Genomic DNA, 24,785 nt, shown 5'->3' with positions numbered 1-24,785 from the left:
TGCCAGCAAATGACTATCGAAAATAATACCGAACAGACTACGACGACAGTCGGACAATTATTGATGCAAGCACGTGAGCGCATGGGGCTAACCCAAGATGTTGTTGCAGAACGATTATGCCTTAAAATCAGTACGGTAAAAGAGATAGAACAAGACATTGCACCCGCTGGTGTCGAACCGACATTTTTACGTGGTTATATTCGCCTTTATGCTCGAATGGTCGGCATACCAGAAAATGAATTAAAGGCGTATCTGAAAACGGAAGAACCTATCACATTAGCCAAAGTTTCTCCTATGCAAAGCTATTCTTTAGGAAAAAAACGTAAAAAGCGTGAAGGTTGGTTAATGAAACTGACTTGGTTGATTGTGATTGTACTGATTGCAATGGTCGGTGTATGGTGGTGGCAAGATCATAACGCACAGAAAAATGAGCTAGTTTCAATGGCAAATCAAAATGATTTGATTTTGTCTCAGCAAGATAACAGCGCAACCCCGGTTGAATTGTCGACTTCAACAGAGATTGTCTCAACTGACACAGCCCCTGTCGTACAGGAAAATACGCTTGAATTACAAGCCCAAGAGCCTGTCTTAACCACAGACACTATTACCGAGCCAGTCAGAACCATTCCATTACCTAATGCACCGCAATCTTCCGTTGCATTAGACAGAACACAAAATACAGAAACGACTGACTCTGTTGCTGTTAGCAGCCAAGCTTTGGTCTTGAACTTTACTGGCCAGTGCTGGTTAGAAATTCGTGATGCGAATAATAAAATCTTATTTAGTGGCACCAAAAATAATGGTGATAAGCTGGAACTTGATGGCCCGCAGCCTTATCGTTTGAACATCGGTGCGCCAGCAAATGTCACGGTACAGTTCCAAGGTAATGACGTTGACTTAAGCCGCTTCATTAAAGCGAAACGTCCGGCAAAATTGAAATTACCTGAAGCCTAAATTAGAAAGACAAAATGAAGCAAACTATATCCGAAAACATCTTTTTTGATAGGCTATGGTTTGTTTTCTTGTGTATAGTTGAGCGTATAAAAATAATCGTTAAAACTATACCTCGGTAGCACAGAGTACCACGGTAACAAAGAGCACATGGACGTTCGGAGAATTAAACAAAAATGCATAATGAATCACCGATAAAAAGACGTAAATCCACTCGTATTAATGTAGGCAGCGTACCAGTAGGCGATGGCGCACCTATCGCTGTCCAGTCAATGACCAATACCCGCACAACTGATGTCGAAGCCACTGTCCGCCAAATTAAATCACTTGAGCGTGTTGGTGTGGATATTGTTCGCGTTTCTGTTCCTACGATGGATGCGGCAGAAGCGTTTAAGTTGATTAAACAGCAAGTTAGTGTTCCTCTGGTGGCTGATATCCATTTTGACTATCGTATTGCATTAAAAGTGGCCGAATACGGTGTTGATTGCTTGCGTATTAACCCAGGTAATATTGGTAGCGAAGAAAGAATTCGCCAAGTGGTTGATTGTGCACGCCATTACAATATTCCTATTCGCATTGGGGTCAATGGTGGTTCCCTTGAAAAAGATATTCAAGAGAAGTATGGCGAACCGACACCTGAAGCCTTAGTTGAGTCAGCAATGCGCCATGTGGATATCTTAGATAGACTAAATTTCGACCAGTTTAAAGTCAGTGTAAAAGCATCAGATGTGTTTCTCGCTGTCGGCTCCTACCGTTTATTAGCGAATAAAATCGATCAACCACTGCATTTAGGGATCACCGAGGCCGGTGGTGCACGTGCAGGCTCAGTAAAATCGGCAATTGGTTTAGGAATGCTACTGTCTGAAGGTATCGGTGATACCTTGCGTATTTCTTTAGCAGCAGACCCGGTTGAAGAGGTTAAAGTCGGTTTTGATATCTTAAAATCACTGCGTATTCGTTCGCGTGGCATTAATTTTATTGCTTGTCCAACGTGTTCACGGCAAGAGTTTGACGTGATAGGTACCGTGAATGAATTAGAGCAGCGTTTAGAAGACATCATTACACCAATGGATGTGTCGATTATTGGTTGTGTGGTTAATGGCCCTGGTGAAGCGGAGGTGTCGACCTTAGGTGTTGCAGGTGCAAAAACCAAGAGCGGTTTTTATGAAGACGGTAAACGTCAAAAAGAGCGCTTTGATAATGACAATATTATCGACCAGTTAGAGGCTAAAATTCGAGCTAAAGCAGCGATGATGGATGAAAGTAGACGGATTGAAGTCAACTTAAAAGATTAATGTTGTCTGTTTAATGCCAAGCGACTTGCAGAGTCGTTTGGCGTATTTAGAACAAACACTATATCAATTATCCGCATTTTTTTCTAAAATCGGTCGCTCACCGTACAAATTGACAGATAAATCCCGATTAGTATCAGTAATTGATGTTTGTTGATTGAACCAGATGATATTTCGCTCTTATAATCAAACTTATGTAATTCTGAAAATAGAGAAATAAAGTGGGAAAAAATATCCAAGCCATTCGCGGCATGAATGATTACTTGCCAGCTGACACGCGTGTATGGCAGAAAATCGAAGCAACATTAAAAAATATTTTACAGGGTTATGGTTTTAGTGAAATTCGTACCCCGATTGTAGAGCAGACCCCGCTATTTCGCAGAGCGATAGGTGAAGTGACGGATGTCGTTGAAAAAGAAATGTACACTTTCAATGACCGTAATGATGAAAGTCTGACATTACGCCCTGAAAATACCGCAGGTTGTGTCCGTGCCGGTATTGAGCATGGTTTGCTGTACAATCAGGAACAGCGTTTGTGGTATTTAGGCCCTATGTTCCGTTATGAGCGTCCACAAAAAGGTCGTTATCGTCAATTTCACCAGTTAGGAGCTGAAGTTTTTGGGCTTGCTGGCCCGGATATCGATGCCGAAGTGATTTTAATGACAGCACGCTGGTGGAAAGCGTTAGGTATTAGTGAGCATGTGACATTAGAGCTGAACTCGATTGGCTCATTAGAAGCGCGTGCTAATTACCGTGAGGCTCTAGTTGCTTTCTTAGAACAGCATAAAGACAAGCTGGATGAAGATTGTAAACGCCGGATGTATACGAACCCTCTGCGTGTTTTGGACTCCAAAAATCAAGGCGTTCAGACTTTATTGAATGATGCACCTGAACTGTTTGATTACCTTGATGTCGAATCACGTGAGCATTTTGATGGCTTATGCAAGCTGTTAGAAGCCGCTGGTGTTCAATACCGTGTTAATCAGCGCTTAGTTCGTGGTCTTGACTACTATAACCGCACTGTTTTTGAATGGGTAACAACGGCGTTGGGCTCACAGGGTACAGTTTGCGCGGGTGGCCGTTATGATGGCTTAGTTGAACAATTAGGCGGTCGTGCAACACCTGCAGTGGGTTTTGCCATGGGTATGGAACGCATGGTGTTATTAGTTCAAGAAGTGAATCCTGAATTTACAGCGGATGCTTCAGTAGCTGATGTTTATCTTGCTTCATTTGGCGAAAATAGCCAACAAGCAGCGATATTAGTGGCCGAAAAAGTGCGAGATGCACTCCCGACACTGCGGTTAATGACTAACCATGGTGGTGGTAACTTCAAGAAACAGTTAGCAAGAGCGGATAAACAAGGCGCTAAAATTGCTCTGATCTTGGGGGAAGATGAAATTCAAAATAACCAAGTCACATTGAAAGATTTACGCACAGGCGTACAAGAAACCATTTCGCAGCAACTTATGGCGTCACGCATCGCCGAGTTATTAGGTTAAGGAGAGACAAGTGGAAGTCTATACAAACGAAAATGATCAAGTCGATGCGATTAAACGCTTCTTTGCGAATAATGGCGTGGCATTAGTTGTTGGCCTCGTAATTGGTGTTGGTGGTGTATTTGGTTGGAACTACTGGCAATCACATAAAATCAATGTACTGCAAGAAAGCGCTCAAAAGTTTGAAGCAGTAAACACTCAGCTACGTTCGGGTTCAGAACAAGGTATTGTTGCAGCACAAAAATTCGCGGCTGAAACTGACGATGTATACAGTGCGATGATGGGTTTAGAGCTTGCGCAAATTGCTGTAGATAAAGGTGATTTAGCTAACGCACAAACTGCTTTGACCAATGCACTAGCGAAGGCAAAAACCGCAGATATGCAAGATTTAATTAACCTGCGTTTAGCGCGAGTCCAATTGGCTCAAGGTAACGCTGATGGCGCGATAGCCTCAGTTGCAAATATTAAAAGTAAATCATGGCAAGCAACGGCACAGGATGTCCGTGGTGATGCTTTACTCCATAAGGGCGATAAAGCAGGTGCGAAAGCGGCTTACGCTCAGGGGTTAGAAAGTGAAGGCTCTCAATCTATTAGAGGTATTTTGACTCTGAAGTTGAACAACGTATCTAATTCATAAGAAGAAAGGAAACGACAAACATGCAGTTGCGCAAAACACTTTTAGTTGGCCTAGTCGCTTCAGCTTTACTTGCCGGTTGTTCCAGCGAAACTGATTCTATTATCATGGCGCCACTTCCACAGGTTGAAAATCAATTCAGCCCATCAATTGTTTGGGATAAATCTGTCGGAAATGGTGTTGAACAATTTTATTCTGAATTATCACCTGCTTGGGACGGTTCAGCGGTTTATGCAGCAGACCGCAAAGGTTTAGTTAAAGCCTTTGAACTCGATAGCGGTAAAGAACTCTGGTCAGTCGATTTATCTAAACGAACAGGTTTTCTTTCTGCTAACTTGTCTGCGTTACTGTCAGGCGGTTTAACTGTTGATGGCGACAAAATCTTTGTGGGTACAGAGCGCGGAACCGTAATTGCTCTGAACAAAGAAGATGGCCAAGTTGTTTGGGATGTCGAAGTTGCAGGTGAAGCCCTCTCTAAACCGGTAGTGAGTAACGATCTTGTTATTATTCACACCAGTAATGGTCAACTGCAAGCTTTAGATGTCAATAGCGGTGAAATCAAATGGACCGTTAACATGGATACTCCATCGTTGTCATTACGTGGTGAATCTGCTCCTGCGGTGGCTTTTGGTGCTGCGATTGTCGGTGGGGATAACGGTCGTGTTAGTGCAGTGCTGTTGTCTCAAGGTCAATTAATTTGGCAACAACGTATTTCGCAAGTGACAAGCTCGACAGAAATCGGCCGCTTAAATGATGTCGATATGACACCAATTATTGATGACGGTAAAGTGTATGCGATTGCTTATAATGGCACATTGGCGGCACTGGATATGCGTTCCGGTCAAATTCTGTGGAAACGTGATTTGGGCTCAATCAATAACATGGTGATGTCTGGTGAAAACCTGTATCTCGTAGATCAAAATGACCGCGTATTATCTGTTCGTAAAAGCGACGGTGTGACGCTATGGACACAGGAAGACCTGTTAAATCGTGGGTTATCGGCGCCAGAAATGTATAATGGTTACCTTGTTGTCGGTGATAAAGAAGGCTACCTGCATTGGTTAGATATGAATACGGGTGGGTTTGTTGCGCAAAACAAATTAAACAGCTCCGGTATTCACAGTCGCCCAGTCGTTGCGAGTGATAAGCTAATGGTTCAGACAAAAAACGGAACAGTTTACCTGTTAACACGTTAATTTTCTGACAAACCGCCAATTTATCGATAAAATCAACGGTTCCTGAAGACAGGAGCCGTTTCGTTTTTTTGTTTTCTGAGTTAAAGCCTCAGAATTCCTTTAGTTAATAAAAGTTGTGAGGCATCTAAGAATGATACCCGTCGTAGCGCTGGTAGGGCGTCCAAACGTAGGAAAATCCACGTTATTTAACCGTTTAACCCGTACCCGTGACGCATTAGTAGCGGACTTTCCCGGTCTGACTCGTGATCGCAAATATGGTCGTGCTGAAGTTGAAGGGCATGAATTCATTATTATCGACACGGGTGGTATCGATGGGACTGAGGAAGGCGTAGAAACGCACATGGCCGCACAGTCCTTGCAAGCCATTGAAGAGGCCGATATTGTTCTGTTTATGGTTGATGCAAGATCTGGGCTAATGCCTGCGGACGAAGGTATTGCCAAACATCTTCGTAGTCGCAAGAAAAAAACATATTTAGTTGCAAACAAAACAGATGGTATTGATGTCACAACGGCAATTGGGGATTTTTACTCTCTTGGCTTAGGGGAAATTCATCCTATCGCCGCATCACACGGCCGTGGTGTTACTCAGTTAATAGAACAATCGTTGAAACCGTTTATTGGTGAAGTCGAAGAAGACGTTGAGCTGACCGAAGAAGAAGAAAATGCGGCTTATTGGGCTGAATTAGAAGCACAAGGTGAGCTTGATGAAGATGAAGAAGATGACTTTGACCCAACAACTTTACCGATTAAATTAGCCATTGTTGGTCGTCCGAACGTAGGTAAATCCACATTAACCAACCGGATATTGGGTGAAGATAGAGTTATCGTGTTTGATATGCCTGGGACAACCCGTGATAGCATTTATATTCCAATGGAACGCGATGAGCGTGAATATATCCTGATTGACACAGCAGGTGTACGTAAACGCGGTAAAGTCACAGAAACAGTCGAAAAATTTTCTGTAATTAAAACATTACAAGCGATTGAAGATGCGAACGTCGTATTATTAGTTATTGATGCACGTGAAGGTATCTCAGACCAAGATTTGTCTTTACTTGGTTTTATCCTCAATGCGGGACGTTCATTGGTGATTGCGGTCAATAAATGGGACGGTATGAAACCAGAAGATCGCGAACACGTAAAAGACATGCTTGAACTGCGTCTTGGTTTTATTGATTTCGCGCGTATTCACTTTATTTCTGCGCTGCATGGTAGTGGGGTGGGGAACCTATTTGAATCAGTGCAAGAAGCTTACGAGTCAGCAACTCGTCGAGTCGGTACGGCACTGTTAACTCGCATCATGAAGATGGCTGAAGATGAGCACCAGCCACCGCTTATCCGTGGTCGTCGTGTGAAAATGAAATATGCGCATGCAGGTGGGCACAACCCACCGATTGTGGTGATCCACGGTAACCAAGTCTCCGATTTACCCGACAGCTATAAGCGTTATTTGATGAATTACTTCCGTCGTTCATTACAAGTGATGGGAACGCCAATTCGAATTCTGTTTAAAGAGGGTGAAAACCCTTATGCAGATAAGAAAAATAAATTAACGCCAACGCAATTACGTAAGCGTAAACGTTTAATGCAACATATGAAAAAACGTTAGTTAATTAAGGTTTATTAACCTTATAAAAAGCCGTAACAAAATTATGATGTTACGGCTTTTTACTATATTACTGACTTCGAAGGTTTGGAAAATTAACATTGTGCCTGTGCTGCCAAAATAGATAAAAATAGGGCTGCAGGGGGATAAGTAATTGAGGGAAATTATGGATACTCGTTCTTCTACACGTTTAAACAAATATATTAGTGAAAGTGGTATTTGCTCAAGACGTGAAGCTGACCGTTATATTGAGCAAGGTAATGTATTTATTAATGGTAAGCGTGCAGGAATTGGCGACCAAGTTTTTTCGGGTGACGTAGTAAAAGTTAATGGGCAATTAATTGAGCCGCGTAATGAAGAAGATTTAGTGTTAATCGCACTCAATAAGCCTGTCGGTATTGTCAGTACGACGGAGAGTGGCGAAAAAGATAATATTGTTGATTATGTTAATCACAGCACCCGAATTTTCCCAATTGGCCGCTTAGATAAAGACTCTCAAGGGTTAATTTTTCTCACTAATCATGGGGATTTGGTGAATAAAATTTTACGGGCTGGAAACTCTCATGAGAAAGAGTATTTAGTTACCGTCAATAAACCCATTACAGATGATTTTATCCGTGGCATGGGGGCTGGTGTCCCGATCCTCGGTACAATGACTAAAAAATGTAAGGTTAAGAAAGAAGCGCCTTTTGTTTTTAGAATTACGCTTGTGCAAAGGTTAAACCGTCAAATTCGTCGTATGTGTGAGCATTTTGGTTTTGACGTCACTAAACTTGAACGTGTTCGTATCATGAATGTCAGGTTGACTGGTATTCCTGTCGGTGAGTGGCGAGATTTAACGGATGACGAACTGATTGAATTATTTGATATGATGGAAAAATCTGAGTCAGACGTGAAATTGAAAAAGCCAAAGAAATCCACTTCTGCGACTAAAGGGAATACAAAGCAAGCATCGCCAAGTAAACCAAAAGCAAAAACAGAAAACCCGACACGTAAAAAATTTACACAACCAGGTAGAAAAAAGAAAAAACGTTGACGTGCAGGTTTGGTTAATAAGGCTGATTGAAAGAGTTAGCGAATGCTCTTTAATATCGGCCTTTAGTTTTTCAGAAAATGGATCTTAAATAGTTTAATGTTGTCTAGTGATATTGATTACTACAGATTAACTTTCAACCCAACATCTAGCCAACTCTGTTGTGTTTTTTGTGCGATATTATCATCAAACAATTTCTTAGCTGCACGGATCGTTGCATCTGCAAATTCGATGAAGGTCGCCTTCGAGGTTACGCGTTTGTCAGATACGGCCTCAAGCCAAATTTTACCCGCAATATCCCATGTATAGCCGCCAAGGCTTTTGGCTAATAGGTAAAAGGCTTTATTTGGAATGCCTGAATTAATATGTACGCCACCATTATCAATAAAAATAGGTAAATCTTGATATTGAGCCATATGGCCAACTTGTGGATCTCTAATGTCATCAGAAAGATAATAAGCGTCGCCTGGATTTATCATCGAACGCAGTGCAGGCGCATTTATTTGGTCAATAAATAAATTTTCACCAAGCAACCAGCTGGATGTATCCGCGGTTTCATTGTTCAAATATTGCTTCACCATAATCCCAAGTACGTCCGCGACGGACTCATTCAGTGCTCCAGACTGGAAAGAGTATCTAAAATCAGCTTTTGAACTAATAAAACCATGAGCAAGTTCGTGAGCGATTATATCAATGTCGTTATAGAATGGACCAAAAACGATTCCATCCCCGTCACCAAAGAAAATAGCTTGAGAATTCCAAAATGCGTTAGCATAGTTTGTTCCATAATGAATAACCGCATTAATATCAGCAGAACAGCCAAAAATTTGATCAATATTTAATTTTTCCTTAAAAAAGGTGCGAATAACGCCAATTGAATTAAATACTTGCCCCGCGGGTCTTGAGGGTGCTTGAGTGTCGTCTTCGCACATAATGACAGCATAATCATCATGTGGCATATGACTATCAGGAGAAAGCCCTGAACGTTCACAGATTGGTAGGTCGGAATGCCAGTGGTGCTTATATGGAACGGGGACTTGAGCGTCACGAATAAAGCGGTTATAACGCTTTCCTGTTGTATCTATAGGACAAGATGAAAGATTATTGCGATGAAGTAATGCATCTTCATGTGAATAGGTTCGGCTCATAATATCATTGATATGTGTGAGCGTTGATTTTAAGTCATTATGACCTGCTTTAGTTACTAAGTTGGCCAATAAACAAGGTGAGAGTAACGAACGGCCTAAAAATTGATTCATATTATAACTCCATTCAGTTGGGTGAAATGGAATCATAATCTGTTGTGATAATTTTGTAACTAGTTGATATATAAGCTTTAAAGTCAATTGCTGTTATTTTATATTAGAAAGGTAGAACAGTTATCTTTCTACCTTAATTTATAAACCAGTGTCATTAATTATGGCGAAACCCACTCTTTATTTAGGATTAAAAATTCAGTATAGAGAGCGGCCTCTTTGCTATTCGGTTCTGGGTGATAGTCATATTCCCAACGAGCAAGCGGTGGCATTGACATTAAGATGGATTCTGTTCGGCCTCCACTTTGTAAGCCAAATAATGTACCTCTGTCCCACACTAAGTTGAATTCTACGTAACGGCCACGGCGATATAATTGAAATTGGCGTTCTCGTTCACCCCATGAATACTCTCGGCGTTTTTCAACAATAGGCACATAAGCATCTAAAAAGCCATTGCCAACTGCTTGGGTGAAGTCAAAACAAGATTCAAACCCACCTTGGTTAAGGTCGTCATAAAATAGGCCGCCAACACCACGAGGTTCATTTCTATGTTTCAGGAAGAAATATTCATCACACCAATTTTTATATTTAGGATAAACATCATGCCCATAAGGACGACATAAATCACGAGCAACGGTGTGCCAGTGGATGACATCGTCATGAAAACCATAGAAAGGGGTGAGATCAAAGCCGCCACCAAACCACCAAACGGGCTCACAACCTTCTTTTTCCGCAATAAAGAAACGGACATTAGCGTGGGTTGTTGGAATATAAGGATTGAGCGGGTGAATAACGAGAGAGACGCCCATTGCTTGGTAGCTGCGACCTGCAAGTTCAGGGCGATGTGCAGAAGCCGATGCAGGTAATTTTTCTCCTTTAATATGCGAGAAATTCACCCCAGCTTGTTCAAATAGTGCCCCTTTAGTTAGTACCCGGCTGCGACCTCCACCACCTTCAGAGCGTTCCCATGTTTGTTCTAGAAAAGTTTCTTTACCATCTAGCTCAGTGATTTTTTGGCAAATTGTCTCTTGCAAGCTTTGCAAATAGCTTTTTACGCGATCAATATCTGGGTAATTCATTGTTTTATAATAGAACCATAGGTAAAAAATAATGGTTAAAGTATACCCTTTTGTACGAAGAAAGGCATATTGAATATTGATTGTGTCGTAAAAGCAGAGATAATGGCAGAAAGATTAGGTTAAGCAGGCAAATAATATGGAAATACGAGTCTTTCGGCAAAGTGATTATGAAGATGTCCTGACACTCTGGGAGCGCTGTTCTCTCAATGAATTTTCAGGGGATCCTGAGCTCGATATCGAACGCAAATTACAGTGTGGGGCAGACTTATTTTTAGTGGCTGAAGTTGCCGGTGAAGTCGTTGGCACCATTATGGGAGGGTATGATGGCATTCGCGGCACCGCTGTTTACCTTGCCGTTCATCCTGAATACCGTGGACGGGGTATCGCTAACGCACTAGTGAGCCGACTAGAAAAGAAACTGATCGCCAGAGGTTGCGGAAGAATAGAGCTATTAGTGAGTGAAGAGTCGGATGCGGCTATCTGTATGTTTGAAAAAATGTTGTATGAAGAAGAACAACCTGAACGTTTAATTTATTCGAAAAAATTAACGCACGAAACGGATTTTTAAGTTAATTGACTATTTATTTAACTATTCATGGGAATGTTTTAATAAATAGATTGTCACAATATGCATTATGCGACTCATAAAAGAGGATGATATGTCCCAACATGCAAAGTTGAATAGTAATAATGGATTATCGCCGTTGTTTAAGGCTTCTCTACTCTGTGGAGCAGCCCTGTTATCAGGGTGTGCGGGTGTGAAGGTTTTTTCACCGTCGACTTGGTTTAGTGGCCCGCTGGTGGTTTCTGACTCAGGGCTTGGCCAAGTGACAAATTTTACACCAATGCAAGCGGATATCATTAAGAAACAACTCAATGACCGCTATACATTACGCAGCGGTATGCAAATGGAAAGTGGGGATGTGGTCACAGTTTTCCAAGGAATGGATGATAATGAAGTAAAATTAGAAATCGTTGGCCCTGAACATGGTTATGTATCACGAATTACCGTGAATGACCCAGATATTATAACTGAATGGGGGCCTACGATTGGTACTGAATTTAGCGAAATTTATCAAAAAGCATTTGGTATCTGCGGCTTAGGTGAGCGTGTAAATGACGTTCCGACAATTGAATGTAATTCACCGCAATCAAGTAAAGTGGTTTACCGGTTTACAGGTAAATGGCAAGGTCCAGAAGATCTAATGCCTTCAGATGATGACCTGAAAACATGGCAAATATCACAGATTATTTGGCATAAATAGGTTCATTTCGTTAATGATATCGCCAGGACTATTCATACTGGCGATATTTTTCCGTTAGTATTTCTTTTTCCTTGTTTTCAAAGAAATTTCCCCTTTCTTAAATTTTCTTTCTTATAATAGACCGGAAACCTATATTCCCTTGCGTTAAAACAAGGTGAACATCATGACGATAAGATAAGCTATTAAAATCGTTTATATAAGAAATAGGTTATATAACATATTCATTTTACGAGGTTTACCGTATGTCTCATTCTCAAAGTGGTATTTTGAAAGAACATAGCCGTTTTGGTATTTTTATTGAAGCGCAAGTGCAAGAGGGATCTCTGGATGAAGTTAAGTCTGGATGTAAAAGCTTTGTCGAGGCTTTAACCAAATTACAAGCGCAATATCCAGACGATCGTCTTGGTGCCGTTATCGCGTTTGGCTCTGACATCTGGAAACAGCTCGGTAAGGCAAATAGTGCCCCTGAATTGAAACCATTTCAAACTCTGGGGAAAGGGCTTGCTCCCGCCACTCAGCGGGATATGTTTATTCACATTCAATCACTGCGTCATGATATTAATTTTTCATTAGCACAGGCAGCTTTAAAAGCATTTGGTAAATCCATCTCTGTGGTTGAAGAAATTCATGGTTTTCGTTGGGTAGATGATAGGGATTTAAGCGGTTTTATTGATGGAACAGAAAATCCACAAGGTGAAGAAATCGCGGAAGTCACATTAATCGAAGATGGTGAAGATAAAGGCGGAAGCTATGTTTTAGTCCAACGCTATGAACACGATTTGAGAAAATGGGATCGTTTTTCGGAACATGAACAAGAAAAAATGATTGGCCGTACGAAAAAAGATAGCGTTGAATTAGATGAAGATGTACGTAATGTTACCTCTCATGTCTCACGCGTGGTGATAGAAGAAGAGGGCGAAGAGCTTTCAGTTATGCGTCACAGCTTGCCATATGGCACAGCAAGCGGCAAACATGGTTTATTCTTTATCGCTTATTGTGCAAGGTTACACAATATTGAACAGCAATTATTAAGCATGTTCGGTGAAAAAGACGGTAAATACGATGATTTGCTGCGTATGACGAAAGCCGTTTCGGGGAGTTATTACTATGCTCCGTCGATTGAGACATTGACGTCTCTTTAGAGTTACTCGTCATTCTTTGTGTTACAGCGTTGTTGGCTACGTAAGATTACCCTAGTCACATACTATTGTATGCTCCTAGGGCTAATCTTCCTTGCCGCCTAGCTGTAACACAAATTATTTAGAGTCACTATTTATACTAGCAATTTAAACATAATGATTTGTATTTATTCTATTATTAACCCATTGTCATTAATGCCGACTGACTTCCTAGTAATGATTTAACTTATAGAATGCCCTTCCATTGAGTAATATTCATATCACTAACTAATTAAAAAATCAGTTAATTTTCCTGCTTATGACGTTCATTTCTTTGTTATTCCAATTTGGTATATAAAAAGGTGATTGATAGCTACACAGTTATAACCAAAACATATACAGTGGTTTTAATGTTAGCCATTTGGGTTTAGTTACGAACAGGTGTGGAATGAAAAAATCATTTTTGAAAAAAACAGCACTAGCGAGTTTAGCAACGGTATCATTACTTGGGAGCTCGCCATTAGTTGCCGCTGAACTACTTAATAGCTCTTATGATATTGCCCGTGAATTATTTGTGGCGTTGAACCCTTCATTTGAAAAGCAATGGAATGAGGCTCACCCTGACGACAAACTCACGATTAAGCAATCACACGCAGGTTCATCTAAGCAGGCCTTAGCTATTTTACAAGGTTTGAAAGCAGATGTCGTGACCTACAACCAAGTCACTGACGTGCAAATTTTGCATGAGAAAGGGAATCTGATCCCAGCAGATTGGCAAGCGCGCTTACCAAATAACAGCTCGCCTTACTATTCAACGATGGCATTTTTAGTTCGTAAAGGAAACCCTAAAGGAATTAAAACGTGGGATGATTTAGTCCGCGAAGATGTCAAATTAATCTTCCCAAATCCAAAAACATCAGGAAATGGCCGTTATACCTACCTTGCGGCATGGGGCGCTTTTAATCAGGAAAATAAAGATGATAAAGCAAAAACCCGTGAGCAAATGAAACAGTTTTTGAAAAATGTAGAGGTATTCGATACCGGTGGGCGTGGCGCGACGACATCATTTATTGAGCGAGGGCTCGGTGACGTCCTTATTAGTTTTGAATCAGAGGTGAATAATATTCGCTCTCAGTACGGTGAGTCAGACTACGAAGTTATTGTGCCACCCGTAGATATCTTAGCGGAGTTTCCTGTCGCTTGGGTCGACAAAAATGTACAGAAAAATGGGACTGAAGACGTTGCTAAAGCTTACTTAAATTATCTCTATAGCCCACAGGCTCAAGAAATCATCACTCAGTACAATTATCGAGTGAATGACAAAGCTGTGATGAATGCAAATAAGGCTAAATTTCCTGAAACTCAGCTCTTTACCGTTGAATCACAATTTGAGAGCTGGCCAAAAGTGATGGAGGTTCATTTTGCGACGGGTGGAGAGTTTGACCAATTAATGGCTGAAGGGCGCCGTTAATGGATCGTTCAGGAAAGCGCTTTTTGCCGGGATTCGGACTAACGCTAGGTAGCAGCCTGTTTTATACCTGCTTGATATTGCTATTACCCATGAGCGCATTGGTAATTCAATTATCAGAAATGACATGGCAGCAATATTGGGCGGTCATTAGTTACCCGCAAGTGGTTGCCGCGTATAAAGTGACGTTGTTGTCAGCGCTAGTCGCAAGCTTGTTTAATGCGGTGTTTGGCATGCTATTAGCGTGGATCCTAACGCGTTATCGTTTTCCTGGGCGTTTGTTCTTAGATGGTTTAGTGGATTTACCTTTTGCCTTACCTACCGCTGTCGCGGGGCTGACATTGGCAACCCTGTTTGCAACCTCGGGCTGGTATGGGCAATATCTTCAGCAGTTTGATATTAAAGTCGTGAATACTTGGCTGGGAATTGCGGTTGCGATGGCGTTTACCAGTATTCCGTTTGTTGTACGCACGGTTCAGCCAGTACTGGAAGAGCTCGGACCTGAGTACGAAGAGGCGGCTCAAACCCTGGGGGCTAACCGCTGGCAGACTTTCCGCCGTGTCATATTGCCGGAAGTTTCGCCGGCACTATTAGCCGGGACGGTTTTATCCTTTACACGTAGTTTAGGTGAGTTCGGTGCCATTATCTTTATTGCAGGTAATATTGCATGGCAAACCGAGGTGGTCTCATTAATGATTTTTAGTCAGCTACAGCAATTTGATTATCCGGCAGCCAGTGCTGTCGCCTCAGTTATTTTAGCGGTTTCATTGTTACTCTTATTTAGTGTCAATTTAGTACAAAGCCGCTTTGGTAAACGGTTAGGGGGCAAGTAATGGCGCAAATTACACCAATTCACACCGCTAGCCGTACTCAAATTAACTGGGGAAAATGGCTACTTATTGCAATAGGTTTATTATTTTCATTTTTACTGTTAGTCATTCCAATTGTTTGGATATTTATTACGGCTTTTCAAAAAGGGTTAGATGCCGTTTTACTGAATTTGGCAGACCCTGATATGTTACATGCCATTGGTTTAACAGTATTAATTGCTTTAATTACCGTTCCTGTAAATTTAGTGTTTGGCACCATGATGGCGTGGTTAGTGACGCGATTTCAGTTTCCCGGTCGCCAGTTATTATTAACCTTGGTTGATATCCCGTTTGCGGTTTCGCCTGTTGTCGCGGGTTTGCTGTACTTACTTTTTTATGGTTCAAACAGTTGGTTTGGTGGATGGCTTGAAGGTTTTGACATCCAACTGATGTTTTCATGGCCAGGTATGGCATTGGTGACCATTTTTGTGACTTGCCCATTTGTTGTACGTGAACTGGTGCCTTTGATGCTAAGCCAAGGTAGCCAAGAAGATGAAGCGGCAGTGTTACTGGGAGCCTCAGGGTGGAAGATGTTTTGGCGTGTGACCTTACCGAATATCCGCTGGGCGCTTTTGTATGGGGTCGTTTTAACTAACGCCCGGGCGATTGGTGAATTTGGTGCGGTCTCAGTGGTTTCCGGGGCTATTCGTGGAGAAACATACACCTTACCGTTGCAGGTTGAATTATTGCATCAAGATTATAATACGGTAGGGGCGTTTACGGCTGCGGGGATCCTAGCTGTCATGGCCATTATCACCTTAATTCTTAAAAGTGCATTGCAGTGGCATTTAAGTCGCCAGCAATCTGAATCAGGAGTCCATTAATCATGAGTATTGAAATTGAAAAAATCGGTAAGTTCTTTGGTAAAACCCAAGTACTCAACGATATTTCACTGGATATTGCATCGGGTGAAATGGTTGCCCTGTTAGGGCCTTCTGGTTCAGGAAAAACAACCTTATTGCGTATTATTGCAGGGCTTGAACAGCAAAGTCAGGGGTTATTGCGTTTTCATGGTCAGGATGTCAGTAAAATCCACGCCAAAGATAGGCATGTTGGTTTTGTATTTCAACATTATGCGCTATTTCGCCACATGACAGTATTTGATAATGTGGCATTTGGTTTAACTGTTTTACCTAGAAAACAGCGGCCATCAGCTCAGATTATTAAAGATAAAGTAACCAAATTGCTAGAAATGGTTCAACTTGGTCATTTGGCTTCACGTTACCCCGCACAGTTATCAGGGGGACAAAAACAGCGAGTGGCATTAGCAAGGGCTCTCGCGGTTGATCCGCAAATTTTATTATTGGATGAGCCTTTTGGTGCGCTCGATGCACAAGTGCGTATTGAGTTACGCCGTTGGCTACGCCAATTACATGACGAGTTAAAATTTACCAGTGTTTTTGTCACCCACGACCAAGAAGAAGCCATGGAAGTGGCAGACAGAGTGGTGGTGATGAGCCAAGGTCATATTGAACAAGTAGGGACGCCGAGCGATATTTGGCAGCGCCCAGAAACACGTTTTGTCCTTGAATTTATGGGGGAAATTAACCAGATTTCTGCCCATATCAAAGGTTCCACATTAAATATCGATGGGTATGAGTTCCCACTAAAGCATACAGGTGCTCAGCAAGGTGAAGTCGATGTATTTTTACGGCCTTGGGATATTTCATTACAAGCGGAAGTGGATGAGCAGCACCGCTTACCCGTTAGGGTTACCGAATCGGGGCCAAGAGGGCATTTTTGGCAATTAACTGTTCAGCCTTTAGGCTGGGGTAAAGAACCGTTGTCAGTGATTTGGCAGTCTGCTAAAACGATACCCACTCGAGGTGAATGTTACTTTTTAGGCAGCCAACAGGCAAAGATTTATCAAGGGGATCAGGAATTAATTTTTCCACCATTAGCTAAAAGCGCATGAATATAAAATTCAATAATTTATAATACTGATAAATATATTATTGGTGTTATATTTTCTATTATTCCCGCCATATATTACCAATGGTTAGGCTTTATATATGTAGATATTTAGCCTAATTTCCTTTGCGTCTTAATTTTATGTAACTAATTGATATTACGGCATTAATCATTGTATTTTTATGTGAAATATTGCTGGCAATTCTATAAACTTATTGTAATATAATATATCAATTAGCTATATCAGAAATGCTTATTAAGATAACCTATTTTTCTAATATTAATGTGAAGAGATTTCAACTTTCACGTGTCAATATTGGGGTAATATCTTATCTCTATTGTTTCTTATTTATATATAAAAATTATAAGGATGGTAAAGTGTCGGCTCTGGAACAGTTTATCGGTAATACCCCATTAGTAAAACTTCAGCGCTTAACACAAGGGATTGACGCTGAAATTTGGGTGAAACTTGAAGGCAATAACCCCGCGGGTTCAGTAAAAGATCGCGCGGCATTCTCAATGATTAATGAAGCGCAATTACGGGGTGAAATTAAACCAGGTGATACGCTAATTGAAGCAACGAGTGGAAATACAGGTATCGCACTTGCGATGATTGCCGCAGTAAAAGGCTACAAACTGAAATTACTCATGCCTGATAACATGAGTAAAGAGCGGCAAGCTTCAATGCAAGCCTATGGTGCAGAACTCATCTTAGTGAGTACGGCTGTGGGTATGGAAGGTGCCCGCGATTTGGCTAAGGAAATGGAACAAAGAGGTGAGGGGAAAGTTTTAGACCAATTTAATAACCCTGATAACCCGTTGGCCCATTTTAAAACCACAGGCCCTGAAATATGGCAGCAAACTAACGGAAGCATTACCCATTTTGTATCCAGTATGGGAACTACAGGAACAATTACAGGGGTAAGCCGTTATTTAAAATCCCAATCTTCAGATGTACATATTGTAGGTTTGCAGCCTGCGGAAAAGAGTCAGATCCCCGGTATTCGCCGTTGGTCCCCTGGTTATTTGCCCGGTATCTTCGATGACTCATTAGTCGACAGCGTACTGGATATAAACCAGCAAGAAGCGGAAGAGACTATGAGAGCTTTAGCTAAAGTTGAAGGTATCTTTTGTGGGGTGAGCTCTGGAGGGGCGGTTGCCGGTGCGTTAAAAGTGGCGAAGGCTAACCCTGGAGCGGTTATCGTGGCCGTTATTTGCGACCGAGGAGACCGTTATTTATCAACGGGTGTATTTAATGAGTAAGACCATTGAATTCAGCTGTTTTCAATAAAGAGCTCAGAAATGAAAAACCATCAGGCAAGGCCTGATGGTTTAAACTAAATATTGGCTGTTGAGTTATTTCTTAATACGCATGACAACAGTTTCACCGACAGTCACTGAGCCAGTCAGTTTGTTGAGTTCTTTGATTTCGTCCATATTAGAAATGACAACAGGCGTTAGAACTGATTTTGCTTTCTCTTCTAACAGTGCTAAATCAAATTCAATGATTAAATCACCTTTTTTCACCGTTTGACCTTCTTCAGCGATACGTTTAAAACCCTCACCTTTAAGCTCAACGGTATCAATACCGAAGTGAACGAATAGTTCTATGCCATCATCTGACTCAATAGAAAATGCATGGTTAGTTTCAAAAATTTTACCAATTGTGCCGTCTACAGGAGCAACGATTTTGTTACCTGCGGGTTTAATCGCAATACCGTCACCCACAATTTTTTCTGCGAACACAACGTCTGGAACATCTTCAATATTGACAATTTCACCCGATAAAGGTGCGATAATTTCAATACTGCCACTGCTACTTTTGTCTTCCGAAACGAGTGATTTCAGTTTATCAAACAGACCCATGGACCTTCTCCTAATCGTTTTATATGGGACCGAACTAATGTGCTGTTCTTAGCATAACGTTTTTTCTTGGATAAAGGTATCTACAAGTTTCATCAATTCATCCGCTGTTGGTTGAGCAAGTGCTTGTTCAGCCAAAGCTTGAGTATCAGTAAAGCTCGCATTGCGAATTAACTTTTTGATACGTGGAATTGAAATTGCGCTCATACTAAATTCATCCAGACCCATGCCAAGTAGCAATAAGGTTGCACGCTCATCTCCAGCTAACTCCCCACACATCCCAGTCCATTTACCTTCAGCGTGTGATGCATCGATCACTTGCTTAATTAAGTTTAGGACAGCGGGTGACATCGGGTTGTAAAGATGAGAAATCAGTTCATTACCACGGTCGACCGCTAAAGTGTATTGAGTGAGATCGTTCGTCCCAATACTAAAGAAATCAACTTCTTTTGCCAAATGGCGAGCAATAACCGCAGCGGCTGGGGTTTCAACCATCACACCGACTTCAATTGACTCGTCAAATGCCTTACCTTCTTCACGTAACTGCGCTTTTAGTATTTCTAGCTCTGATTTTAGTTCACGAACTTCTTCAACGGAAATAACCATTGGGAACATAATACGCAGTTTACCAAATTTAGAGGCTCTTAAAATAGCCCTTAATTGTGAGTGTAAGATTTCTTTGCGATCAAGACAAATACGAATTGCACGCCAGCCGAGGAATGGGTTCTCTTCTTTCGGTAAATTCATGTATGGCAGGTCTTTATCACCGCCGATATCCATAGTGCGGACAATAACGGCTTGGCTGCCCATTGCTTCTGCAACGGCTTTATAAGCTTGGAACTGTTCTTCTTCGGTAGGAAGAGAGTCTCTATCCATGAATAAAAACTCAGTTCGATAGAGCCCAACACCTTCTGCGCCATTGCGCTCTGCACCAGCGACATCACGGACGGTACCAATGTTGGCACAAACTTCAACTTGATGACCATCAAGGGTGATAGCTGGCAAATCTTTTAATTTTGCGAGCTCTTCTTTTTCTTGAAGATATTCATCACGGAAGGCTTTCAGTTTATCGATTTCGGCTTCAGATGGATTTAGGTGGATAGTGTTGTTAACACCGTCTAATACAATGAAATCGCCATTTTTAATTTTGCTGGTGGCATCACTCGTACCGACAATGGCTGGCAATTCAAGGGAACGCGCCATAATTGAGGTATGTGATGTACGGCCACCTAAATCAGTAATAAACCCTAATACTTTATCTAAATTCAGCTGTGCGGTTTCTGAAGGGGTTAAATCAGCTGCGACTAAAATAACTTCTTCGCTGATTGCACTTAAATCAACGATAGGAATATTTAAGATATTTTTTAATAAACGCTTACCGATATCACGCACATCAGCGGCACGTTCTTTAAGGTATTCATCATCAAGGGATTCAAGCGCTTGGGCTTGATCTTCAATAACAGAGTATGCAGCTGCATCCGCCGTTTTTTTGTCGCCTTTGATTAAAGTGACAATTTCTTGCTCTAGTTCTTCATCTTCCAGCAGCATTATATGACCTTCAAAAATCTCAGCTTTTTCAGCTCCAAGATTTTTTTCGGCTTTTTCTTTAATCAAATTGAGTTGTTCGGCTGACTTGTTTCGCCCCTCAATAAAGCGAGCGATTTCTTTATCAACCTGATCGTCAGCAATTTTCTTTGTGCTAACAACGATAGGATCTTCTTTGAGGATTAAAGCTTGACCAAAAGCAAAACCCGGGGATACTAAAATTCCTGAAATCATAATATTACCTTACTGCTGCTAGTGCTGGGAGTTCTGATGTTGCAGAGACGACAATGAATATAGCCGATTATACAAATGTCCCCGAATGACATCACTCAGGGACATTGAATGAAATCAGTAAATGCTATTTTCGTGCGAAATTATTCTAATTCGCCCATCAGTTTAACTAAATGCTCAACGGCTTCTTTTTCGTCTTCGCCTTCAGCAGAAATTGTCACAACTGTGCCTTGCGTTAGGCCTAACGTTTGTAATTTAAACAAACTTTTTGCGCTAGCGGATTTGCCGCCAGAAATTAAAGAAATGTCAGAAGAGAATGCTTTTGCTTCTTTTACAAATTGAGCTGCAGGACGAGTATGTAGACCATTTGGTGCCGTAATAGTAACTTCTTGCTGAAACATAGTATTTCCTCAATAACTTTCGTTTTTTTAATTACCCAGCCAATTGTAGATGAAATAGACTAGGTTTGCGTATAAGTTAGATTATTAACTTGAAAAAAGGTTTCCTACTTTGTGCGGTATCAACCCTTTTTCTATTTTTCTTGCTATCTCGCCACCTTTTCTCATTGATACATTATTTTAGTTGCCCTTGAGGTTGGCTAAAAAGTGATTAATTTCGAGGTGCAAAATAATTACTATGTTTAATACTAAACCCCGAATTATAAATCATCTCCATCCGTGCTAAAGTTTGATCCATACCACAAAAAAAGCACCATTTAGGTGCTTTTTTAACGATATTGTAACGAAATTATGTTACTCAGCGGAGATGTCAGCAAATAGGGCTGTAGACAAATAACGCTCACCCGAAGAAGGTAAAATAACGACGATATTTTTACCTTTATAGGCAGGATCTACGGCAATTTGAGTGGCAGCAGCAATAGCAGCGCCTGATGAAATACCCGCTAGGATGCCTTCTTTTTCCATCAGTTCACGAGCAGTTTTGATGGCTTCGTCATCGCTGATTTGAATGACTTTATCGAGTAATTTCAAATCTAAGTTACCTGGAATAAACCCAGCTCCGATCCCTTGGATTTTATGTGGTCCCGGTTTAATTTCTTCACCTGCTAAGGCTTGTGTGATAACGGGGGAGGTTTCTGGCTCAACAGCTACAATAGTCACATCTTTGCCTTTGGTGTTCTTCAGGTACCTTGCAATCCCTGTAATGGTTCCACCTGTACCGACACCTGCAACCACAACGTCGACATTGCCGTCAGTATCTTCCCAAATTTCAGGGCCTGTGGTTTTTTCATGAATCTCAGGGTTTGCTGGGTTGTTAAACTGTTGAAGTAATAGGTATTTTTTAGGATTGCTATTCACTATTTCTTCAGCTTTAGCTATCGCACCTTTCATGCCTTTTGCCCCTTCAGTTAAAACGAGGTTGGCACCCAATGCTTTGAGCAGTTTACGGCGTTCAATACTCATCGTTTCAGGCATGGTTAAGGTCAATTTATAACCTCTCGCCGCAGCGACATAGGCTAAAGCGATACCTGTATTACCACTGGTTGGCTCAACTAATTCTTTGTCTTTATTTAGGATACCTTTTTTCTCTGCATCCCAAATCATGTTCGCACCAATACGGCACTTAACACTGAAGCTTGGGTTGCGAGACTCCACTTTTGCTAAAATATTGCCATTACCAAAATGCTTTAATCGGACAAGCGGGGTGTGGCCAATGGTCAACGAGTTGTCATCATAAATTTTGCTCATGGGATATCCTTAAAAATCGGTTAGCCAGTAATGTAATCAGTATTGATTAAAAAATAATGAGATGGATTCAACATACGGAAAGAACAAATTAATGCAAATACGATTTGAGTATAAGCTTATAACGAAATGCTATTTTAGACCTAATAGTTCTAAGAAATTTTGCAGAAAATAGGTGAGAGAATTAATAAAAGAAGAGCGCAGGCGGTAAACCTGCGCAATGATTTAATAGATTAGTAGCGTGCGTAGCGGTCGCGATACCGGTCAACCCACATCAATGTTGCACCACAAACTGCAACAGGCATGATCACTAAGTTGACAAAAGGCACCATCATTAACAGGCTGATAACGCCACCAAATTGAATATTTCGCATCCGTTCTTTGGCAAGCGCTTGTTTCATTTCGCTAAAACCAACACGGTGGTTATCAAACGGGTAATCACAATACTGGATTGACATCATCCAAGCACCAAATAAAAACCACAGTACCGGAGCGACGGTTTGGCCAATACCAGGTATGAAAAATAGGATCAATAACCCAATAGCGCGAGGTAAATAGTAACCGATTCGGACAAACTCGCGTTTTATCATACGAGGTACATCTTTTAATAACTCAGCAACGCCAGTATCTGGTGACGGTTTACCTGTTAGCTCCGCTTCGAGTTTTTCTGATAACCAACCGTTAAAAGGTGCAGCGATAATATTAGCAACCGTACTAAAAAAATAAGTGAATACGAGCAAAATAGAGATAACAGCGATTGGCCAAATAACATAATCGAGCCATTGTAGCCAGTCAGGAATGTAAGCCATCACTTGGTCTATCCAGCCACCAAGCTTGGTATATAACCACCAAAATGCGCCGCCTAAGAATAAAATATTGGCTAATAGGGGCAAAATAACAAAACGTTTAATACCGGGCCGAGTGATTAGTCTCCAGCCTTGTGTAAAATAATAAAAACCAGAATGGTCTTTTTGTGTCGAAAATGTCGATTGGGTCATACTTCTTGTTCTCTCCTTTTCGGTTGACCATGTATCATATAGATATGAAATTAGGCTGACTAGCCATTATTCGCTTAAAAAAGCAGCAAATGAAAGCGGAATATTCTCTTTCTTGTAAGAAAATCGTTCTGGGGGTTGCACTTAGAGCAATTGAGAAATAATCTTAAGGTAGTTTCCGCCGTGTTGGCATTATCATTCATCAACTAGAGATAGCAGCGATGCAGGATTTGCGTCTGATATTAGTGGTCGTAGGTGCGATAGCGATTGTCGCTTTATTACTGCATGGTTTATGGACCAGCCGTAAAGAGCGCTCGAAGTTATTTCGCGACAGACCCGTAAAACGTAGAAAGAACGATATGCAAGAGAACTCATCAGAATATGATAGTTCTGCATTATTTACTGAAAATCAACCTACTCAGCAGGCACCTCTTCATCCAGCTGCCACTGAGCCTGTATATCCGGTAAAAAATGAGTCTCCAGTTGAACCTAATATACAGGCACAGGCGTCGGTTGAACCTGATATTGTTATGAATAGGGAGCCAGAGGCTAAATCAGCCGTAGATAGCGAACCTACGCCGCATCAACGTAATGAAGCTGTTCATGTTCCTGAGCAACTCACCATTAACATGAGTGAGGAAGTAGCCGTTGAGCCTGAACTTCAAACTCAACCGGTTACCAATGCCGCTACTGAACCACATATTGATTCAACTAAATTAAGAGAAGACCCCCAGTCGAGTACCTATGAACAAGAGACGCAGCATATTGAGAAGAAAGCTGAGCCGCAGGAAGATCCTGCTACAACAAGTAGCAAGGAGACAGTCCTGGTACTTCACGTAGCCGCTTTGCAAGGGCAGGAACTTCAAGGTGAGTTATTACTGCAAAGTATTTTACAAGCCGGTTTCCAATTCGGGGAAATGAAAATATTCCACCGCCATGTCAATCCATCGGGTACGGGACCAGTGTTGTTTAGCCTTGCTAACATGGTGAAACCGGGCTCATTCGACCCTGAGACAATGGCTGACTTTACTACGCCAGGGGTTTCCATGTTCATGATGGTACCGTCTTACGGTGATGCAGGGCAAAATTTCAAACTGATGTTACAAGCCGCTCAACGTATCGCATCAGATGCGGGAGGGGTAGTCCTTGATGACGAACGTAAAATGCTGACACCTCAAAAAATAGAGGTGTACCATGCTCGAATTAGAAATACATTAAGTTAAATAAACATTGAACAGAACCCCCATTAATTGGGGGTTTTTTATCTGTATGAG

Annotated in this window: 23 protein-coding genes; 16 read left to right on the top strand and 7 right to left on the bottom strand. The window is 41.4% G+C overall.

All coding sequences use genetic code 11. The annotated features are described in order from the left end of the window. Positions 1–9: 9 nt before the first annotated feature. The 7 genes from rodZ (at position 10) to rluF (ending at position 8,211) form a co-directional block, all read left to right on the top strand. A complete protein-coding gene (gene rodZ / locus M0M83_RS13075) occupies positions 10–954 on the top strand; it encodes a cytoskeleton protein RodZ (RefSeq protein WP_125892158.1) in 945 nt (314 codons plus the stop codon). Positions 955–1,127: 173 nt separating this feature from the next. Next, positions 1,128–2,246, top strand: coding sequence for a flavodoxin-dependent (E)-4-hydroxy-3-methylbut-2-enyl-diphosphate synthase (ispG, locus tag M0M83_RS13070; protein ID WP_125892156.1), 1,119 nt, complete (start codon positions 1,128–1,130; stop codon positions 2,244–2,246). 218 nt (positions 2,247–2,464) lie between these two features. Further along, complete coding sequence (gene hisS, locus M0M83_RS13065) at positions 2,465–3,742, top strand: histidine--tRNA ligase (RefSeq protein WP_125892154.1); 1,278 nt, start codon at positions 2,465–2,467, stop codon at positions 3,740–3,742. Positions 3,743–3,752: 10 nt separating this feature from the next. After that, positions 3,753–4,376 (top strand): YfgM family protein, encoded by a 624-nt coding sequence (locus M0M83_RS13060; protein WP_125892152.1) that lies wholly within the window; start codon positions 3,753–3,755, stop codon positions 4,374–4,376. A gap of 20 nt (positions 4,377–4,396) precedes the next feature. Next, positions 4,397–5,569 carry an outer membrane protein assembly factor BamB gene (gene bamB / locus M0M83_RS13055; protein ID WP_125892150.1) on the top strand — a complete coding sequence of 391 codons (1,173 nt, stop codon included), beginning with the start codon at positions 4,397–4,399 and terminating at the stop codon, positions 5,567–5,569. 130 nt (positions 5,570–5,699) lie between these two features. Continuing rightward, positions 5,700–7,178, top strand: coding sequence for a ribosome biogenesis GTPase Der (gene der / locus M0M83_RS13050; RefSeq protein ID WP_125892149.1), 1,479 nt, complete (start codon positions 5,700–5,702; stop codon positions 7,176–7,178). Between the two features lie 163 nt (positions 7,179–7,341). Continuing rightward, positions 7,342–8,211, top strand: coding sequence for a 23S rRNA pseudouridine(2604) synthase RluF (gene rluF / locus M0M83_RS13045; protein ID WP_248466700.1), 870 nt, complete (start codon positions 7,342–7,344; stop codon positions 8,209–8,211). A gap of 119 nt (positions 8,212–8,330) precedes the next feature. Here the strand turns inward: rluF and M0M83_RS13040 are convergent, their stop codons facing one another. After that, a complete protein-coding gene (locus tag M0M83_RS13040) occupies positions 8,331–9,467 on the bottom strand; it encodes a M4 family metallopeptidase (protein ID WP_185746904.1) in 1,137 nt (378 codons plus the stop codon). A 158-nt stretch (positions 9,468–9,625) separates the two neighbouring features. Beyond that, positions 9,626–10,543, bottom strand: coding sequence for an oxygen-dependent coproporphyrinogen oxidase (gene hemF / locus M0M83_RS13035; RefSeq protein WP_248466699.1), 918 nt, complete (start codon positions 10,541–10,543; stop codon positions 9,626–9,628). A 136-nt stretch (positions 10,544–10,679) separates the two neighbouring features. Between hemF and M0M83_RS13030 the strand changes: the two genes are divergently transcribed. From M0M83_RS13030 to cysM, 8 genes are all read left to right on the top strand, one after another. After that, positions 10,680–11,111 carry a GNAT family acetyltransferase gene (locus M0M83_RS13030; RefSeq protein WP_004264887.1) on the top strand — a complete coding sequence of 144 codons (432 nt, stop codon included), beginning with the start codon at positions 10,680–10,682 and terminating at the stop codon, positions 11,109–11,111. Between the two features lie 91 nt (positions 11,112–11,202). Next, positions 11,203–11,808 carry an RpoE-regulated lipoprotein gene (locus M0M83_RS13025; protein ID WP_213913183.1) on the top strand — a complete coding sequence of 202 codons (606 nt, stop codon included), beginning with the start codon at positions 11,203–11,205 and terminating at the stop codon, positions 11,806–11,808. A gap of 242 nt (positions 11,809–12,050) precedes the next feature. Continuing rightward, positions 12,051–12,950, top strand: coding sequence for a Dyp-type peroxidase (locus tag M0M83_RS13020; RefSeq protein ID WP_125892139.1), 900 nt, complete (start codon positions 12,051–12,053; stop codon positions 12,948–12,950). A 424-nt stretch (positions 12,951–13,374) separates the two neighbouring features. Continuing rightward, positions 13,375–14,397, top strand: a complete 1,023-nt coding sequence (locus M0M83_RS13015) for a sulfate ABC transporter substrate-binding protein (protein WP_102137561.1) — start codon at positions 13,375–13,377, stop codon at positions 14,395–14,397. Then, positions 14,397–15,227 (top strand): sulfate/thiosulfate ABC transporter permease CysT, encoded by an 831-nt coding sequence (cysT, locus tag M0M83_RS13010; RefSeq protein ID WP_125892137.1) that lies wholly within the window; start codon positions 14,397–14,399, stop codon positions 15,225–15,227. The genes M0M83_RS13015 and cysT overlap by 1 nt, the downstream gene beginning before the upstream one ends. Next, positions 15,227–16,087, top strand: coding sequence for a sulfate/thiosulfate ABC transporter permease CysW (cysW, locus tag M0M83_RS13005; RefSeq protein WP_125892135.1), 861 nt, complete (start codon positions 15,227–15,229; stop codon positions 16,085–16,087). The genes cysT and cysW overlap by 1 nt, the downstream gene beginning before the upstream one ends. A gap of 2 nt (positions 16,088–16,089) precedes the next feature. After that, positions 16,090–17,178 carry a sulfate/thiosulfate ABC transporter ATP-binding protein CysA gene (gene cysA / locus M0M83_RS13000; protein ID WP_248466698.1) on the top strand — a complete coding sequence of 363 codons (1,089 nt, stop codon included), beginning with the start codon at positions 16,090–16,092 and terminating at the stop codon, positions 17,176–17,178. Positions 17,179–17,552: 374 nt separating this feature from the next. Further along, positions 17,553–18,437, top strand: coding sequence for a cysteine synthase CysM (gene cysM / locus M0M83_RS12995; protein ID WP_125892131.1), 885 nt, complete (start codon positions 17,553–17,555; stop codon positions 18,435–18,437). A 93-nt stretch (positions 18,438–18,530) separates the two neighbouring features. Here the strand turns inward: cysM and crr are convergent, their stop codons facing one another. The 5 genes from crr to cysZ all read right to left on the bottom strand — a co-directional run bounded on the left by crr (position 18,531) and on the right by cysZ (position 23,514). Next, entirely contained in the window at positions 18,531–19,040 is a 510-nt protein-coding gene (gene crr, locus M0M83_RS12990; RefSeq protein ID WP_125892128.1) for a PTS glucose transporter subunit IIA, read from the bottom strand. Between the two features lie 48 nt (positions 19,041–19,088). After that, positions 19,089–20,816 (bottom strand): phosphoenolpyruvate-protein phosphotransferase PtsI, encoded by a 1,728-nt coding sequence (gene ptsI, locus M0M83_RS12985; protein ID WP_125892126.1) that lies wholly within the window; start codon positions 20,814–20,816, stop codon positions 19,089–19,091. Positions 20,817–20,956: 140 nt separating this feature from the next. Then, positions 20,957–21,214: a phosphocarrier protein Hpr gene (gene ptsH / locus M0M83_RS12980; RefSeq protein WP_004264876.1), complete on the bottom strand. Its 258-nt coding sequence runs from the start codon at positions 21,212–21,214 to the stop codon at positions 20,957–20,959. Positions 21,215–21,565: 351 nt separating this feature from the next. After that, positions 21,566–22,519 carry a cysteine synthase A gene (cysK, locus tag M0M83_RS12975; protein ID WP_213913186.1) on the bottom strand — a complete coding sequence of 318 codons (954 nt, stop codon included), beginning with the start codon at positions 22,517–22,519 and terminating at the stop codon, positions 21,566–21,568. A gap of 230 nt (positions 22,520–22,749) precedes the next feature. Further along, complete coding sequence (gene cysZ / locus M0M83_RS12970; protein ID WP_125892122.1) at positions 22,750–23,514, bottom strand: sulfate transporter CysZ; 765 nt, start codon at positions 23,512–23,514, stop codon at positions 22,750–22,752. A gap of 218 nt (positions 23,515–23,732) precedes the next feature. On the opposite strand from cysZ, the gene zipA reads away from it, so the two are divergent. Further along, positions 23,733–24,734 (top strand): cell division protein ZipA, encoded by a 1,002-nt coding sequence (gene zipA, locus M0M83_RS12965; RefSeq protein WP_248466697.1) that lies wholly within the window; start codon positions 23,733–23,735, stop codon positions 24,732–24,734. The last annotated feature ends 51 nt before the right edge of the window (positions 24,735–24,785 follow it).

It is taken from the genome of Providencia rettgeri, assembly GCF_023205015.1.
Lineage (GTDB): Bacteria > Pseudomonadota > Gammaproteobacteria > Enterobacterales > Enterobacteriaceae > Providencia > Providencia rettgeri_E.
This window is presented reverse-complemented; position numbering and strand designations above follow the sequence as displayed.

What these genes read in the sequence shown, in the direction of transcription:
- rodZ (WP_125892158.1), top strand. Translation starts at nt 10, where the DNA reads ATGACTATCGAAAATAATACCGAACAGACTACGACGACAGTCGGACAA.
- ispG (WP_125892156.1), top strand. Translation starts at nt 1,128, where the DNA reads ATGCATAATGAATCACCGATAAAAAGACGTAAATCCACTCGTATTAAT.
- bamB (WP_125892150.1), top strand. Translation starts at nt 4,397, where the DNA reads ATGCAGTTGCGCAAAACACTTTTAGTTGGCCTAGTCGCTTCAGCTTTA.
- der (WP_125892149.1), top strand. Translation starts at nt 5,700, where the DNA reads ATGATACCCGTCGTAGCGCTGGTAGGGCGTCCAAACGTAGGAAAATCC.
- rluF (WP_248466700.1), top strand. Translation starts at nt 7,342, where the DNA reads ATGGATACTCGTTCTTCTACACGTTTAAACAAATATATTAGTGAAAGT.
- M0M83_RS13040 (WP_185746904.1), bottom strand. Translation starts at nt 9,467, where the DNA reads ATGAATCAATTTTTAGGCCGTTCGTTACTCTCACCTTGTTTATTGGCC.
- hemF (WP_248466699.1), bottom strand. Translation starts at nt 10,543, where the DNA reads ATGAATTACCCAGATATTGATCGCGTAAAAAGCTATTTGCAAAGCTTG.
- M0M83_RS13030 (WP_004264887.1), top strand. Translation starts at nt 10,680, where the DNA reads ATGGAAATACGAGTCTTTCGGCAAAGTGATTATGAAGATGTCCTGACA.
- M0M83_RS13025 (WP_213913183.1), top strand. Translation starts at nt 11,203, where the DNA reads ATGTCCCAACATGCAAAGTTGAATAGTAATAATGGATTATCGCCGTTG.
- M0M83_RS13020 (WP_125892139.1), top strand. Translation starts at nt 12,051, where the DNA reads ATGTCTCATTCTCAAAGTGGTATTTTGAAAGAACATAGCCGTTTTGGT.
- M0M83_RS13015 (WP_102137561.1), top strand. Translation starts at nt 13,375, where the DNA reads ATGAAAAAATCATTTTTGAAAAAAACAGCACTAGCGAGTTTAGCAACG.
- cysT (WP_125892137.1), top strand. Translation starts at nt 14,397, where the DNA reads ATGGATCGTTCAGGAAAGCGCTTTTTGCCGGGATTCGGACTAACGCTA.
- cysW (WP_125892135.1), top strand. Translation starts at nt 15,227, where the DNA reads ATGGCGCAAATTACACCAATTCACACCGCTAGCCGTACTCAAATTAAC.
- cysA (WP_248466698.1), top strand. Translation starts at nt 16,090, where the DNA reads ATGAGTATTGAAATTGAAAAAATCGGTAAGTTCTTTGGTAAAACCCAA.
- crr (WP_125892128.1), bottom strand. Translation starts at nt 19,040, where the DNA reads ATGGGTCTGTTTGATAAACTGAAATCACTCGTTTCGGAAGACAAAAGT.
- ptsI (WP_125892126.1), bottom strand. Translation starts at nt 20,816, where the DNA reads ATGATTTCAGGAATTTTAGTATCCCCGGGTTTTGCTTTTGGTCAAGCT.
- ptsH (WP_004264876.1), bottom strand. Translation starts at nt 21,214, where the DNA reads ATGTTTCAGCAAGAAGTTACTATTACGGCACCAAATGGTCTACATACT.
- cysK (WP_213913186.1), bottom strand. Translation starts at nt 22,519, where the DNA reads ATGAGCAAAATTTATGATGACAACTCGTTGACCATTGGCCACACCCCG.
- cysZ (WP_125892122.1), bottom strand. Translation starts at nt 23,514, where the DNA reads ATGACCCAATCGACATTTTCGACACAAAAAGACCATTCTGGTTTTTAT.
- zipA (WP_248466697.1), top strand. Translation starts at nt 23,733, where the DNA reads ATGCAGGATTTGCGTCTGATATTAGTGGTCGTAGGTGCGATAGCGATT.